The 15,080-nt window shown below is 67.5% G+C and carries 12 protein-coding genes; 2 read left to right on the top strand and 10 right to left on the bottom strand.

The annotated features are described in order from the left end of the window. Positions 1-167: 167 nt before the first annotated feature. Positions 168-842, top strand: coding sequence for a lipocalin family protein (locus tag VARPA_RS05905; RefSeq protein WP_013539648.1), 675 nt, complete (start codon positions 168-170; stop codon positions 840-842). Here the strand turns inward: VARPA_RS05905 and VARPA_RS05900 are convergent. From VARPA_RS05900 to VARPA_RS05885, 4 genes are read right to left on the bottom strand one after another with little or no spacing between them, the layout of a single operon-like run. After that, complete coding sequence (locus VARPA_RS05900; protein ID WP_013539647.1) at positions 788-1,450, bottom strand: HAD family hydrolase; 663 nt, start codon at positions 1,448-1,450, stop codon at positions 788-790. The genes VARPA_RS05905 and VARPA_RS05900 overlap by 55 nt on opposite strands. A gap of 12 nt (positions 1,451-1,462) precedes the next feature. Beyond that, the gene (locus tag VARPA_RS05895) at positions 1,463-2,503 is read right to left on the bottom strand and encodes an ABC transporter ATP-binding protein (RefSeq protein WP_013539646.1); all 1,041 of its coding nucleotides are present in this window, start codon (positions 2,501-2,503) and stop codon (positions 1,463-1,465) included. Continuing rightward, a complete protein-coding gene (locus tag VARPA_RS05890; protein WP_013539645.1) occupies positions 2,500-4,776 on the bottom strand; it encodes an ABC transporter permease in 2,277 nt (758 codons plus the stop codon). The genes VARPA_RS05895 and VARPA_RS05890 overlap by 4 nt, the downstream gene beginning before the upstream one ends. Positions 4,777-4,784: 8 nt before the next feature. After that, positions 4,785-5,795, bottom strand: a complete 1,011-nt coding sequence (locus VARPA_RS05885; RefSeq protein ID WP_013539644.1) for an ABC transporter substrate-binding protein — start codon at positions 5,793-5,795, stop codon at positions 4,785-4,787. Between the two features lie 156 nt (positions 5,796-5,951). On the opposite strand from VARPA_RS05885, the gene zwf reads away from it, so the two are divergent. Continuing rightward, entirely contained in the window at positions 5,952-7,421 is a 1,470-nt protein-coding gene (gene zwf / locus VARPA_RS05880) for a glucose-6-phosphate dehydrogenase (protein WP_013539643.1), read from the top strand. A 4-nt stretch (positions 7,422-7,425) separates the two neighbouring features. Here the strand turns inward: zwf and ygiD are convergent, their stop codons facing one another. The 6 genes from ygiD to VARPA_RS05850 form a co-directional block, all read right to left on the bottom strand. Beyond that, the gene (ygiD, locus tag VARPA_RS05875) at positions 7,426-8,322 is read right to left on the bottom strand and encodes a 4,5-DOPA dioxygenase extradiol (protein ID WP_234974958.1); all 897 of its coding nucleotides are present in this window, start codon (positions 8,320-8,322) and stop codon (positions 7,426-7,428) included. A gap of 118 nt (positions 8,323-8,440) precedes the next feature. Continuing rightward, positions 8,441-10,390 carry a glycosyltransferase family A protein gene (locus VARPA_RS05870; RefSeq protein ID WP_013539641.1) on the bottom strand — a complete coding sequence of 650 codons (1,950 nt, stop codon included), beginning with the start codon at positions 10,388-10,390 and terminating at the stop codon, positions 8,441-8,443. Continuing rightward, positions 10,387-11,418 carry an ABC transporter ATP-binding protein gene (locus VARPA_RS05865; protein WP_013539640.1) on the bottom strand — a complete coding sequence of 344 codons (1,032 nt, stop codon included), beginning with the start codon at positions 11,416-11,418 and terminating at the stop codon, positions 10,387-10,389. Before VARPA_RS05865 ends, VARPA_RS05870 begins: the two co-directional genes overlap by 4 nt. Then, on the bottom strand, positions 11,415-12,485 hold the full coding sequence (locus VARPA_RS05860; protein ID WP_013539639.1) for an ABC transporter ATP-binding protein: 1,071 nt from the start codon (positions 12,483-12,485) through the stop codon (positions 11,415-11,417). Before VARPA_RS05860 ends, VARPA_RS05865 begins: the two co-directional genes overlap by 4 nt. 22 nt (positions 12,486-12,507) lie before the next feature. Then, positions 12,508-13,419: an ABC transporter permease gene (locus VARPA_RS05855; protein ID WP_013539638.1), complete on the bottom strand. Its 912-nt coding sequence runs from the start codon at positions 13,417-13,419 to the stop codon at positions 12,508-12,510. A 74-nt stretch (positions 13,420-13,493) separates the two neighbouring features. Continuing rightward, positions 13,494-15,077, bottom strand: a complete 1,584-nt coding sequence (locus VARPA_RS05850; protein ID WP_013539637.1) for an ABC transporter substrate-binding protein — start codon at positions 15,075-15,077, stop codon at positions 13,494-13,496. Positions 15,078-15,080 lie beyond the last annotated feature (3 nt).

Below are 15,080 nucleotides of genomic sequence, written 5' to 3'. Positions count from 1 at the left end.
TCGCGAGGTTCCATCGGCCTTCTGCCCGCAGGGTTGTCGGCCGCCCTGCCCTACAGGGGCTGTGGTCCGTGGCTGACGGCATGCGGCCACCGGCCAGGGCTACCCTGAGCGTCAAGCGAGTCTTGTCCAGGACCTGCGCAGAACGTCTTACCTCCAGGAGCCCCCTCATGTCCCCTCGCCAACGACGCCCCGTCGCAGACCCCGCCGGCCGGCCTTTCGATGACCGCCGCACCAGCCAGGCGATCGGCGCGATGGCCACGGCCTTCGTCGTGGGCGGCCTCGCGACCTGGCTCGCGATGGGGGCCGCGCGCACCGCCCGCGCCCAGGTGGCCGGCCCGCCCGACGGCGCGCCGCTGATGCGCGCGCCCCTGCAGGTGGTGGCGCCGGTCGACCTGCAGCGCTATGCCGGCATCTGGCACGAGCAGGCGCGGCTGCCGAACCGCTTTCAGAAAAGCTGCTCGGGTCCCGTGACCGCCGAATACACGCCGCAGCCCGATGGCACCGTGCAGGTGGTCAACCGCTGTGTGCGGGCCGACGGCAATTTCAACGAAGCCATCGGCACGGCGCGCGTGGTGCCGGTGGCCGGCCAGCCCGGCGCGGGCCGCCTCGAAGTGCGCTTCGCGCCCGCATGGCTGAGCTGGCTGCCCGTCGTCTGGGGCGACTACTGGATCTTGAAGCTCGACCGCGACTACCAAGTGGCGCTGGTCGGCACGCCCGACCGCGAGTACCTCTGGGTGCTGTCGCGTGCGCCGCGCCTGGACGACGCGACGCTGCAGGTCGAGCTGGACTACGCGCGAAGCCTCGGCTTCGACGCCGACAAGGTGGTGCTCACCGGCAGATAGCGCGCGAGCTGCGCCGGCAGCATGTCCGGCGCGGTGCAGTGGATCGCCTGCCAGCCGAAGGCGCGCGCCGCCTCGACGTTGGGGGCCGAGTCGTCGATGAACACCGTCGTCGCTGGGTCGAGCGCATGGCGCACCGCGAGCAGCTCGAAGATTTCACGATCCGGTTTGATGAACTTCACATCGCCCGAGAACACGCCGCCGTCGAAGCGGCGCATGAACGCATGCCGCCGCTCGAGCGCGCGCGCATACGGCGCCGGCATGTTCGACAGGTAATAAAGACGCAGCGGCTGCCCTGCTTCGCGGTGGGCAAACAGTTGCTCGAGCATGTCGACGGTGACCTCGATGGCTTCGAGGCGCTCGCCCAGGTTGCCGAGCATCGCGTGAAGCCGATCCGCCGGCAGCGAGAGCCGCGCCGCCATGCGGGCGATGGCATCGTCCAGCGTGCGCGTGCCGCAATCGAAACTGGTCCAGTCGTCGTGGTGGAAGAGCGCCCTGCCGAGCGCCACCGCGGCGGCTTCAGTGGGCGCGTGCTGCGCGAGATGGGCCTGCACCAGCCGCGTGGGCTCCCATGCGATCAGCACGGCGCCGAGATCGAAAACCAAGTTCATGGCGCGATTGTTTCATGCGCCCGGCACCACGCTCACGCCATGGGCGCGCAACGACAGCGTGGTCTGCGCGCCCGCGGCCAGGGGCTGCGACAAGTCGGTGGAGACCACGAAGACCGGGCCCAGCGTGGTGTCGAAGCCGTATTCGTAGAAGCTGCCGAGGTAGGCGGCCTTGCGCAAGATGGCGGGCAAGCCATCGGCCGCGCCGATCTCCCATGCTTCGGGCCGCACCGCCACCTTCACCGTGCCGGGCGCGACCGCGTGGCGCGGCTTGAGGCTCAGCGGACCGAGCGTGACGCTGCCGTCGGCCTCCGCCACGCCAGGGAACACCATTGCCTCGCCCATGAAGCCTGCGACGAACTCGCTCTCGGGCCGGCCGTAGAGCTGCTCGGGCGTGCCGCGCTGGGCGATCACGCCGTGGTCCATCACGATGATCTGGTCGCTCACGGCCAGCGCCTCGCTCTGGTCGTGCGTGACGTAGGCGACGGTGAGCTTCAGGCGCTGCTGCAGCGCGCGGATTTCCTCCCGCATCTCGCGGCGCAGGCGCGCGTCGAGGTTGGAGAGCGGCTCGTCGAACAGCAGCACCGCGGGTTCGAGCACCAGCGCGCGCGCGAGCGCCACGCGCTGCTGCTGGCCGCCCGAGAGTTCGCTCGGCAGGCGCTCGTCGAAGCCCACCAGGCCCACGCCCCGGAGCGCTTCACGCGCCCGCGACGTGGCCTCGTCCTTCTTCACGCCGCTCATGCGCAGGCCATAGCCCACGTTCTCGATCACGTTCATGTGCGGGAACAGCGCATAGCTCTGGAACATCATGCTCACGTTGCGCTCGGCCGGGCCGAGCGTCGTCACATCGCGCCCGCCCATGAAGATCGAACCCGAGGTCGGCGACTCGAGCCCTGCGATCATGCGCAGCGTGGTCGTCTTGCCGCAGCCCGAAGGGCCGAGGATCGTCGTGAGCGTGCCCACGGGTACTTCGAAGCTAATGCCCTTGACGGCCATCGGCCCGCTCTTGTCGGTGCCGTAGCGCTTGGTGACGTTGCGGAATTCGATGCCATTCATGGTGTAGCCAGGCTTTCCATTTTGTGATGTCCCTGATGCGGCGGCGTAGCCCCGCGCCGCCCCAGCTTGCGCTCCCCGACCACGAACTGCACCAGCGCGATCGCCAGGGACATCAGGATCATGAGCACCGTGCAGTACGCGAGCGCGATGCCGTAGTCGCCATTGCCGACGCGGCCGATGATGTACGTGGTGGCAAGCTCGTTCTCGGCGGTGACCAGGAAGATCACCGCGCTCACCGTTGTCATCGCGCGCACGAAGCTATAGACCAGCGCGGCCACCAGCGCGGGCTTGAGCAGCGGCAGCACCACCTTGAACAAGGTCTGCGAGGTCGAGGCGCGCAGCATCAGAGAGGCTTCGTCGAGCGAGCGGTCCAGTTGCTTGAAGGCCGCGGTGCCGGCGCGCACGCCCACCGGCAGGTTCCGGAACATGAAGCACAGCACGATGATGAGCCCGGTGCCCGTGAGCTCCAGCGGCGGGACGTTGAACGCCAGGATGTAGCTCACGCCGAGCACCGTGCCCGGAATGGCGAAGGCCAGCAGCGCGCCGAACTCGAAGATGCCCTGGCCCTTGAACTCGTTGCGCGCCAGCAGCCACGCAATCAGCAAGCCGAGTGCCGCGGTGATCGGGGCCGAGATGCCCGCGAGCTTGAGCGTGGTGATGAGCGAGTTCCACGCCGTGCCCGCCCACACCAGCCCGAACTGCCCCCACTCCAGCGCGAACGCGTTCTTGAAGTGGTTGAGCGTGAAGCTGTAGTCGCGGCCCCAGGTCTGCACGAAGCCGCCCGCGAAGGCGAAGAGGTAGACCACCGCGGTGAACGCGATCCACGGCAGCGCGATGCAGTAGATGGTGCGGCGCACGCCGTCGGGCAGCGCCATCGCGATGCCTGCATCGCCCTTGCCGCTTACGGTCGTGTAGTTCTGCTTGCCGAGCAGCCCGCGCTGCAAGGCGAACACGCCGAGCGCGAACAGCGTCAGCACCCAGGCGAGCGAGGCCGCGCGGCCCTGGTCGTACTGCGCGCCGACGATGGCGAAGAAGATGTCGGTCGAGAGCACCGAGAACTGCCCGCCCACCACCACCGGGTTGCCGAAGTCGGCAATGCTCTCGATGAAGCCGACCAGGAAGGCGTTGGCCAGCCCGGGTTTCAGCAGCGGCAGCGTGATGGTGAAGAAGGTGCGGCGACGGTCGGCGCGCAGCATCTGCGCGGCTTCTTCCAGGCTGGGCGCAATGCCCTGCACCACGCCGCGCATGATCATGAAGGCGATGGGCGTGAAGGCGAAGAGCTGCGCCACCAGCACGCCCGGCATGCCGTAGAACCAGCGCGTCGGCTCGATGCCGAACAGGTTCTCCAGCATCTGGTTGACGATGCCGGCGCGGCCGAACAGCAGGATGAGGCCGAGGCCCACCACGAACGGCGGCGTGATGATCGGCAGCAGCGCCAGTACCCGCAGCACGCCCTGCCCGCGCTTGCTGCCGCGCTCGGCCATGAGCGCCATCAGCGTGCCGAGGAAGGTGGTGCCGGCCGCGGTGAGCAAGGCCAGCACGAGCGTGTTCCACGCCACGCCGCAGCGCACCCCGCCCGCGAGGCAACCCAGGCCCCAGATGCGTTCGGTGAACACGCGCGCGATGAAGGCGCCGATCGACCATTGCCCGTCTTCATTGAAGAACGCGCCCGACAGCGCCTTGCTCACCGGATAGGCGATGAACAGCGCCATCAACACGCCGCAGCCGATGACCGCAGCCGCGACGAAGAGATCGCCCTTGAAGAGCCCGAGCCGCGCGACGCCGAAGGCCGCGAGCAGCACGAGCGCCGTGAGCGCGACGAAGCCGCCCGCGCCGATGCCGAACTGATTGATCGCCAGTTCGCCGAATTGCGTGTTGAGCGCAACAACGCTCCAGCCGCGCGCGCCGATGGTGAAGCCAGCGACCGACAGTCCGATGGCGCCGATCGCCCCGCCCGCCAGCAGCCAGCGTCCCTGGCCCCGGCCCGCCGGCAACCACGCACCGACTGCGCACATCAAGAGACCCGCCAAACCGATGAAGAGCCAACTACGCCCCTGCGTCGTGGCCTGCATCAGGCCATTGGCGCCCTCCGCCTGCCCGAAGACCTGCGGAACGGCTTCGTACCAGGTCGCGTCCTGGATGGCGTACCAAGGCAGCAGCAGGTACGCCGCAAAGCCCAGCGCGACCCATGCCCAGATCCAGCGCTGCGCGCGCCGGGCCGCCGCCACGGACGCCGGGTTGACCGGCGCGCCGCCGGTGGAAGACGCCTGCATCGCTTCCCTTAGCGCGGCAGCGAGTTGACGTCCTTCTCCCAGCGCGCGATCAGGCGCCGGCGCTCGGCGCTGGCGCCGTACTTGGCGTAGTCGTAGTCGATGAACTTGATCTTCTTGAAATCAGGGATGCGCGGGTCCAGCTTGGCGCCCGCGTTGCTCGGCAGCTGGAACTGCTTGTTGGCGGCGCCCAGTTCCTGCGCGGCGGGCGTGAGCGCCCATTCGTAGAACTTCTTGGCGGCGTCGAGGTTGCGCGCGCCCTTGATGATGCTCATGGAGCCGATCTCGGCACCGGTGCCGTCGCTCGGCGTGATGGTCTCGACCGGAAAGCCCTGCATCTTCTCGCCCGGGCCGTCGTGCACGAAGCTGATGGAGATCGCGGTTTCGCCGCGCGCCACCGCCTTGATCGGGCCGGTGCCCGAGCGGGTGTACTGGCCCACGTTCTTGTGCAATGCCTTGAGGTAGTCGAAGGCCTTGTCCTCGCCCATGAGCTGCACCAGCGTGGCGATCATGGTGTAGGCCGTGCCGCTCGACGCGGGGTTGGCCACCTGGATGTCGCCCTTGTACTCGGGCTTGAGCAGGTCGACCCAGGTCTTGGGCACGGGCAGCTTCTTCTTGGCGAGCAGCTCGGGGTTGTAGCCGAAGCCCAGCGGCCCCGAGTAGATGCCCACGGTCTTGTAGCCCGACTGCTTGGCCTGCTGCTGGGCCCAGGGGTGCAGTTGCCCGAGCGTGGGCGACTTGTATTCGAGCGTGAGGCCCTGCTCGGCCGCCTGCAGGTGCGGGTCGCCGGTGCCGCCGAACCAGACGTCGGTCTTGGGGTTGTCCTTCTCGGCGATCAGCTGGGCCAGCGCCTCGCCCGAGCCCTTCAGGGCCATGTTGATGCGAACGCCCGTGGTGCGGGCGTAGACGGTGGAGATCACGTTGCACCATTCGGCCTGGACCGAGCAGATCACGTTCACGGTCTGTGCCGATGCGGCGGCCGACAGGCCCAGCAATGCGGCTGCGCAAAAAAGCTTCTTCATTTGGAGTTTTCCTGCTTCATGCATAAAAAAAAGCCTTGCGGCTTGAGAGCAGCGTAGCTTTAGTACAGGTCGCGGGAATCGGTACAAGTACCATCGCGACTGGCGTGCCGGCCCTGCCCGGACGTCTCCAGGCACTCAGACAAAGGAAAGTTTTTCATGAGCTTCGATCTCGTTCTGTTCGGCGGTACTGGCGATCTCGCGTGGCGCAAACTCATGCCCGCGCTGTTCCAGGCCTTCCGGCACGGCAGCCTCCCGCAGGACGGACGCATCGTCGGCGTGGCGCGGGACGACCTGTCGGACGACCAGTACCGCGAGCTGATCCAGTCGCGCTTCAGCGCGGTCGAAGGCGCCAAGCGCCCCTCCCCGGAAGAGTTCAAGAAGTTCGCGTCGATGCTGCATTACCTGCGCATGGACCTCTCCAAGCCCGACGACTACGCCAAACTGGCCGACCTGCTCAAGCAGCGCGATGCCTCCACGGTCGTGATGTACGTGGCCACGGCGCCCGCCCTCTTCACACAGGTGGTCGAACAGATCGCAGCGGCCGGACTCAATGGCCCCAGGACCCGCATCGTGCTCGAGAAGCCGCTGGGCCACGACCTCGCCTCGAACCGCGCCATCAACGCCGCAGTCGGCAAGGTGCTCGAGGAAAAGCAGGTCTTTCGCATCGACCATTACCTCGGCAAGCCCTCGGTGCAGAACCTGTTCGCGATGCGCTTCGGCAACGCGCTCTTCGAGCCCATCTGGCGCCGCGAGCACATCGCCAACATCCAGATCACCATTGCCGAAGACCTGGGCGTCGAGAAGCGCGGCGCCTTCTACGACCAGACCGGCGCGTTGCGCGACATGGTTCAGAACCACGCACTGCAGTTGCTGTGCGCGATCGGCATGGAGCCGCCGATCAACTCGCACGCCGACGCGATCCGCGACGAAAAACTCAAGGTGCTGCGTGCCCTCAAGCCCTGGACGCCCGAGAGCCTGAGCCTGCATGCGATCCGTGGCCAGTACACCTCGGGCACGGCCTACGGCGAGCGGGTGCAGGGCTACCGCGACGAGCCCGGTGTCGACCCCGAAAGCCGCACCGAGACCTTCGTCGCGCTGCGCACCGAAATCGCCAACTGGCGCTGGGCCGGCGTGCCGTTCTACATCCGCACCGGCAAGCGCCTGGCCTCGCGCGATGCACGCATCGAGGTGAACTTCCGTCCAACGCCGCATGCGATTTATCGCGCGCCCGCGGGCAACGTCAACAAGCTCGTGATCAACTTGCAGCCCAAGGACGGCCTGGAGCTGCACATGCTCGCGCAGGCACAGGACAACCGGCAGCGCAACGGCAACCAGAGCGCCGCCGCGCAGCTGGCGCCGGTGCAGCTGGACCTGGACTTCGACAAGCGCTTCGGCGCCGAACGCGTGGGCGCCTACGAGCGCCTGCTGCTCGACGTGATCGACGGGCGCCTCAACCTGTTCGTGCGCAGCGACGAGCAGGAAGAGGCATGGCGCTGGGTCGAGCCGCTGATCGACAGCTGGGCATCGGACGGCGGCCCGCGTCCCTACGCAGCCGGCACCTGGGGTCCGAGCGCATCGAGCGCGATGATTGCGCGCGATGGTTTTTCGTGGGGCGAAGAGCAGTAAGCCTTCAGCCGAACTGCACGCAGCGCATGCTTAGCGTGCCCGACTGGAATCCCTCGTAGACAGTCTTCGCGCGCTCGCCAGTGCCGGCGGCGCCGAGGGCGTAGAGGAACGGGAAGTAGTGATCGGGCGTGGCCACCGCGGTGGATGCGCCTTCCAGCTTTTCATAGCCGATCAGCGCGCGGTCGTCGCGACCCGCAAGCGCCGACTTCACCGCGTCGTCGAAGGACTGCGCCCACGGGCGGCTCGCCTTCGGCCCATCGACCGTTCCGCGGTCCGTGGCGCGCAGGTTGTGCACTACGTTGCCGCTGCCCATCACGAGCACGCCCTTGTCACGAAGCGCCGCGAGGTCTCGGCCCACCGCGTAGTGGAAGGCGGCCGGCTTGTCGTAGTCGATGCTGAGCTGGAAGACGGGAACGTCAGCCTTCGGGTAGAGGTGCTTGAGCACCGACCAGGTGCCATGGTCGAGCCCCCATTGGTCGGTGGCGATCACCGGCGACTGCTTCACCACTCCGACTGTTTCGCGCGCCAGTGCCGGATGGCCGGGCGCGGGGTAGTCGACATCGAACAAGGCCTGCGGGAAACCGCCGAAATCGTGGATCGTCTTCGGCCTCGCCTGCACCCCGACGCCCGTGGCGCCGCGGCTCAGCCAGTGCGCCGAAACACTCAGGATGGCCGTTGGCGGCGGCAGCTCTTTGCCCCATGCGGAGAGGCGGCGCGTGAAAGCGTTGTCGGCGATGGCATTCATGGGCGTGCCATGGCCGATGAAGATGACGGGCATCCGCCGTGAAGGCAGAGCGGCGGCCGCCTGCGACAGGCCCGCGAGAGATGCCAGCGCAGCCGTCGCGCCCACCGCCGATCCCATGAGAAAGCCACGGCGCCCGGGCGCAGGAACGGATGTCATCGGCTGGGACTGTAGGGAGAAGATCGTCTTGCTTGTCATGGTCTCTTCGAAGTCTGCCGCGGCACTTTGCAGCGGCTGCGACATCCTGGCTGTGCGTTTAGGCACACGCACGTTCAAGTCATGAAGTGCCGTGCGGCTCGAAGCTGTAGATGCGCTCACCCAGCGGGGCCAGGAAGTCGCGCAGCAGGGGCTCCGCCATCAGCCCGCTGACGTAGCCCGGTGCCAGGCGAGCGTTCTGTGCGTACACATCGAGCACCCGCAGGCATTCGCCGCGCAGCACGGTGGCGACGAGCGGGTCGCGGCGGCCTTCGCAGGCGGTGGCCATGTCACGCAACAAGGCGGTGGCATCCGATGCGTCGGGCGCCCATTCCTGCCCATAAAGCCGCGCGAGCCGCTGTGCATCGCTCGACGGCAAAGCCGGAAAAACCAGAGGCAGCAAGCGCTCGCGCACATGGGCCAGGGCGATCACCTGCGCGGCCGTCGGTTCGGATCGTTCCCGCGTCTTCGGACCGCCGATCAACTCCACATTCAGGTTGGCCAGCAAGGCACCATCGCGCACCAGTTCCAGCAGCAGCCCCATCCACGCGAACTCGCCGAGCGTGGCGTCGAATCCGAAGCCGCGCTGCCGGATGCGGGGCAATGCCAGCATCAGGCTGCCCATCGCCATGGGCTGCTGGTCGGACGGCAGGTGGATCAGCATCCCGGCCAGGATCTGCGCATGCATCTCCGGCAGAGGCCCGGACGTGCTGCGGGCGCCAACCGCGCCGACGGCCGGCGACGCCTGCAGGAAAGCGGATTGCACCCGCAGGCGGTTCGGCTCGCTCGGCGTGGCCGGCGACCACAGCGCCAGCGCGTCGCCTTCTGCCTGCGAGAGCCCCCATTGCGCCGCAGCCGCCCAACCCATCGGCGTGGAAGCCTGGAGCAGCAACAGCCCGGAAAGACGCGGATCGACCCGCATCCGGTCGCGGATCAGCGCCACCGTGCCGTCGGTCGATGCGTCGTCCACCACGATGATCCGATGCGGGGTCAGCGTCTGGGCCGCCATCGAGGCGAGTGCCTCGACCACATCGGCTTCGTCGTTCCGCGTGACCATCAGCACCGACACGGCGGCCCCGGAGTCGGCCACCACGGCCTGATTGCCGATCAGGCGCTGAGAGGTAGCGGCGAGATAGCGGCGCAGCGCCCCGGCCAGCACGTCCCGCTGGGGCGGCAGGCGCATCAGCGCCAAGGGCCCGGCTTGTTCGAGCGCGCGCCGCCGCGGGGCATCGGCCACCAGGGCGCGCACCCGCTCCACGAGTTCGTCTTTCGGGCAGCATTCGACCGCATCGCGCAGTGCCGCAGGTATCTCCGAATGGGGATACAGCTCGGACACCACCGCCTTGCGGTTGCGCAGAAGAATGGACAGGCGCGGCACTTCCGCCGTGGCGGTGCGGTCGGCCTTGCGCATGTTCAGGCCGACCTTGGCGCGCGGCAGCAGCGCATCGCGCTGCGCGGGCGTCCAGGCCGTTCCGATGGGATAGGCCACGCGCAGCCCGGAGGCTTCCAACGCGCGCAGCACCTCAAGGCGCCGCGGCATGGTCTCGCCGAAGAAGATGACGTCGATGTCCTGCGCTTCGTCGGGCAGCACCTGGTCCTCGGGCAGCACGGGTGTCGCCTGCGGCTCGAAAGTCAGCGGCACGTAGTCGGACCTCAAGATGCCCAGCGTCTGGTGATGCATCAGGTTCTCGAGGCTGTACTCCCACACCCAGGCCCGCTGCAGCAGGCGGCGATAGCCAGGCATTTCCGCCAGCAACTCGGGCAACGCCGGCTCGAAATTGACGACGATGGCGTTGGGCGGCAAGTCCTCGTTGGACGGCAGGCCCAGGCCCATCGCGAAGAAGAAGAGATTGATGTCGGCGTTGTCGACGCTCGGCGTGGCCTCGACAGAGGTGGTGCAGCCCAGCCGCTCGCAGGCGATGCGAAAGCTCTCCATCACCTCGGCCACGTTCTCGTTGCCGAGCGAACAGAAGCGCAGGTGCGGCCGGTAAGGAAAGCCCTCCGGCCATTCGACCGGATGGCCGACCGTCACAGCCGGCCTTCCTCCACCGCATGGCACGCCACCTGCACCCCCTTGATGCCCAGCAGCTTCGGCCGCTCCGCCGAGCAGCGCGCATTCGCATGCGGGCAGCGCGGATGAAACGCACAGCCCGTTGGCGGGTTCAGCGGATTCGGCACCTCGCCCTGCACCGGCGTGCGCTGGCGCCCCGTGTGCTTCATCTGCGGGATCGCATCGAGCAGCATGCGGGTGTATGGATGCTGCGGCTCGGCGAAGAGCTTCTGCTTGTCCGCCACCTCGACCAGCCGGCCCAGGTACATCACGCCGACCTGGTCCGCCACATGGCGCACCACCGCGAGGTTGTGCGAGATGAAGAGATACGTCAGGCCCTGCTCGCGCTGCAGGTCCTTCATGATGTTGAGCACCTGCGCCTGCACGCTCACGTCGAGCGCGGAGGTGGGCTCGTCGCACACCAGGAACTCGGGCTGCGTAGCGAGCGCGCGGGCAATCGAGATGCGCTGGCGCTGGCCGCCCGAGAACTGGTGCGGGTACTTGCTCATGTCCAGCGGCGAGAGGCCGACCGACTTGAGCAACTCGCCCACGCGCTCGCGCAGCTCGGCCTTGCCGCGGAGGATGCCGTGCTCGCGCAGCGGCTCGCCGATGATGTCTTCCACGATCCAGCGCGGGTTCAGGCTCGCGTAGGGGTCCTGAAAGATCATCTGGATGCGGCGGCGCAACTTGCGGCCTTCGGGCGTCTTGAACGCGGCATGCGCGTCCTGCCCGTCGAACTGCAGGCCGCCGCGCGTGGGCGCATAGAGGCCGACCAGGAGGCGCGCGACGGTGCTCTTGCCGCAGCCCGATTCGCCCACCAGCGCAAGCGTCTTGCCGCGCTCGATGGAGAAGCTCACGCCGTCCACCGCATGCAGCAGCACGCGCGGCTTGCGTTCGAGCACGCGGTTGAGCCAGGGCGGCGAGACGTCGAAGGTGCGCGCGAGGTCGTGCGCGACCACGAGCGGCTCGCCGGTTGCAGGGTCCTTGCGGGGTTCGATCACGGCGCTCATCGCGTCACCTCCACGATGGGTTCGGCCGCCTCGGGCGTGGCGCGTTCGCCGGCCGCGAGCGCGTCGTGGTGCTTCGCCGCGATCTCGGCCTGGCCCGCATGCGGATCGGCCGCATCGTGCAGCCAGCATGCGGCGCGCGTGGCGCCCGCGTGCAGCAACTCGGGCCGCTCGGTCAGGCAGCGCGCAAAGGTGCGCGGGCAGCGCGGGTTGTAGGCACAGCCGTTCGGAATGGCGTTGAGCCGCGGCATCGCGCCGTCGATCTGGTTGAGCCGTTCACGGTCGCTCGCCATGTCGGGAATCGACGCCATCAGGCCCGAGGTGTAGGGATGCGCGGGTTGATGAATCACTTCGTGCACTGGGCCGATCTCGGCGATGCGGCCCGCATACATCACGGCCACGCGGTCGCAGGTCTCGGCGATCACGCCCATGTCGTGCGTGATGAGCATCACGGCCGCGCCGCGGTCCTTGCAGATGCGCTTGAGCAACTGAATGATCTGCGCCTGGATCGACACGTCCAGCGCAGTGGTCGGCTCGTCGGCCACGATGAGCTTGGGCTCGGCCGCGAGCGCGAGCGCGATCACCACGCGCTGGCGCATGCCGCCCGAGAACTGGTGCGGGAAGTGGTCGATGCGCTGTTCGGCCGCGGGAATGCCGGTGTCCTGCAAGAGGCCGATGGCGCGCTTGCGGGCTTCGGATTCGGTCACGGGCAAATGCGCGCGGATGGTCTCGATGAGTTGCCGGCCCACGGTGTAGAGCGGGTTCAGCGACGTCAGCGGGTCTTGAAAAATCGCGCCGATCTTGCGGCCGCGGATGGGGCGCATCGCATCGAAACTCAGGTTGTCGATGCGCTCCCCCTCCAGCAGGATCTGCCCGCCGGCCACGCGGCCCGGCGGTTCGAGCAGGCCGATGATGGCCGCGCCCGTGAGCGATTTGCCCGCGCCCGATTCGCCCACAACGCCGAGGATTTCCCCGGGCGCGATGTCGAACGAAATGCGGTCGATTGCGCGCAGCGTGCCGCGGCGGTGCGGAAACTCGACGACGAGGTCTTGGACCTGGAGCAGCGTCATGGTGGCGTTGTCCTTTTTCTCTTCAGCGCAGGCGCGGATTCAACGCGTCGCGCAGCCAGTCGCCCAGCAGGTTCACGCTGAGTGCAATGAGCACCAGCATCAGGCCAGGGAACACCGTGATCCACCACTCGCCCGAAAACAGGTATTGGTTGCCGATGCTGATGAGCGTGCCCAGCGAGGGCGAGGTCGGCGGCACGCCGACACCCAGGAACGAGAGCGTGGCCTCGGTGATGATCGCGGTCGCGACCTGGATGGTGGCCAGCACCATCACCGGCCCCATCACGTTGGGCAGCACATGGCGCAGCATGATGCGGATCGGCGCGACGCCGGTGACGCGCGCGGCCTGCACGTACTCCTTGTTGCGCTCCACCAGCGTGGAGCCGCGCACCGTGCGTGCGTACTGGACCCAGCCCGTGAGCGAGATCGAAATGATCAACACGCCGAAAGCGAGCGACTCGTGCGCGCCCGGAAAGAGCGCGCGGCCGACGCCGGCGATGAGCAGCGCGACCAGGATGGGCGGGAACGACAGCATCACGTCGCACACGCGCATGAGGAACGAATCGAGCCAGCCGCCGAGAAAGCCGGCCAGAAGGCCGAACACCACGCCGACGACGACCGACAGCACCACCGAGACGATGCCCACGATCATCGAGATGCGCGCGCCGTAGATAACGGCCGAGAGAATGTCGCGGCCCTGGTCATCGGTGCCGAGCAGATATTTGGAAGAACCTTCGGCGCTCCATGCGGGCGGCAGGCGGGCATCACCGAGTTCGAGCGTGGCGAGGTCGAAGGGGTTGTGCGGCGACACCCATCCGGCGAACGCGGCGCAGAAAAGGCAGACCACCGCGATCAGTGCCGCCGCCATCGCCACCGGGGAAGTCCGGAAGCTGTAGCCGACGTCGCTGTCGAGCCAGCGAGCAAGGGTTTTTTTCATCGTGAGGAAAAAAAAGGAATGGGCCCGCAAGAAGCGGGCCCATGGTCAGGCCGCCGAAGGAGCGGCCAGCAGGATCACGGCTTGACGCTCATCCACTTGAAGTACATGAAGTTGTCGGCCAGTTGCACCAGCTCGACCTTCTTGCTCACGCCCCAGGCCAGCGACTGCTGATGCAGCGGCAGCGTACCGATGTCGTCCGCATGCAGCTTGAAGGCTTCCTTGATGAGCTCGTTGCGCTTGGCCTTGTCGCTCTCGGACTGGATCTTCTTGGTCAGCTCGTCCAGCTTGGGATTGCAGTACGCACCCAGGTTGAACTGGCCCGTGCCCTTGTCGTCCGGACAGGCGGTGAGCGAGCTCAGCGCGTTGTGCGAGTCGTAGGTGGTGGGGGTCCAGCCCAGCATGTAGAAGCTGGTGTCGCGGCGCAGGATCTTGGGGAAGTAGGTGCCCTTGGTCTCGGCGGCCAGGTTGATCTTGACGTTGATCTTGGCGAGGTTGGCGGCCACGCTCTGGCAGATCTGGCCGTCGTTCACGTAGCGGTCGTTCGGGCAGTTCATCGTCACTTCGAAGCCGCTCGCATAGCCGGCTTCGGCCATGAGCTTCTTGGCGGCTTCGACGTCGAAGGGCAGGCGCTTGTCCTGCTCGGCGGTCCAGCCGTTGATGCCGGGGCCGACCAAGAGGCCCGTGGGCTTGGAGGCGCCGCGCATCACGGTGCGCTGGATGCCGACGATGTCGATGGCCTGGTAGAAGGCCTGGCGAACGCGCTTGTCCTTGAACGGGTTCTTGCCCTTGATGTTGGAGTACAGCAGCTCGTCGCGCTTCTGGTCCATGCCAAGGAAGATGGTGCGCATTTCGGGGCCGGTGATGACGCGGGCGTTGGGCGCGGCGTTGATGCGCGCGATGTCCTGCACGGGCACCGGCTCCATCACGTCGACTTCGCCCGAGACCAGCGCGGCCACGCGGGTGGCGGGGTTGGCGATGGGCGTGAAGACGATCTCCTGCGCGTTGCCGTCGATCTTGCCCCAGTAGGTGCCGTTGCGCGTGAACACGGTGCGCACGTTCGGCTGGCGCTCGCGCACGCGGAACGGGCCGGTGCCGTTGGCCTTGAACGAGGCGGTGTTCTCGATGCCCTTGCGGCGGTCGACCGGCTTGGTGGCCTGGTTTTCCTCGCACCATTTCTTGCTCATGATCATGGTGAGCGAGATCACGTCGGGCAGGATCGGGAACGGGCCGTTGGTTTCGATTTCGACGGCGAGGTCGCCGACCTTGCGCACGGCCTTGATGTCGCTGAGCGTGGCGCGCATGTCGGAGCCGTCGCCCTGGGCGCGCGCGAAGCTGAACACCACGTCGTCGGCGGTGAACGGCGTGCCGTCGTGGAACACCACGCCCTTGCGCAGTTCGAAGCGCCAGACGTTCGGCGAGGTCTGCTTCCAGCTGGTGGCCAGGAGCGGTGCAAGGCTCAGGTCCTTGTTGCGACCCACGAGGGTTTCATAGACGTTGGCGGTGACGCTCAACTGCAGCGACTCGTTGAGCGAGTGCGGGTCGAGCGACAGCGCGTCGCCCTGGTTCGCGATGCGGATGGTCTGCGCGCTCGCGACCAGGCTGACGGCGCCCAGGGCGCACAGGACGGCGACCGCGGCCGCTTTCTTCTTGAAACTCATGGA

The organism is Variovorax paradoxus EPS (genome assembly GCF_000184745.1).
Taxonomy (GTDB): domain Bacteria; phylum Pseudomonadota; class Gammaproteobacteria; order Burkholderiales; family Burkholderiaceae_C; genus Variovorax; species Variovorax paradoxus_C.
Note: the sequence above shows the minus strand (reverse complement) of the source record. Positions and strands in the feature narration are given on the sequence as shown.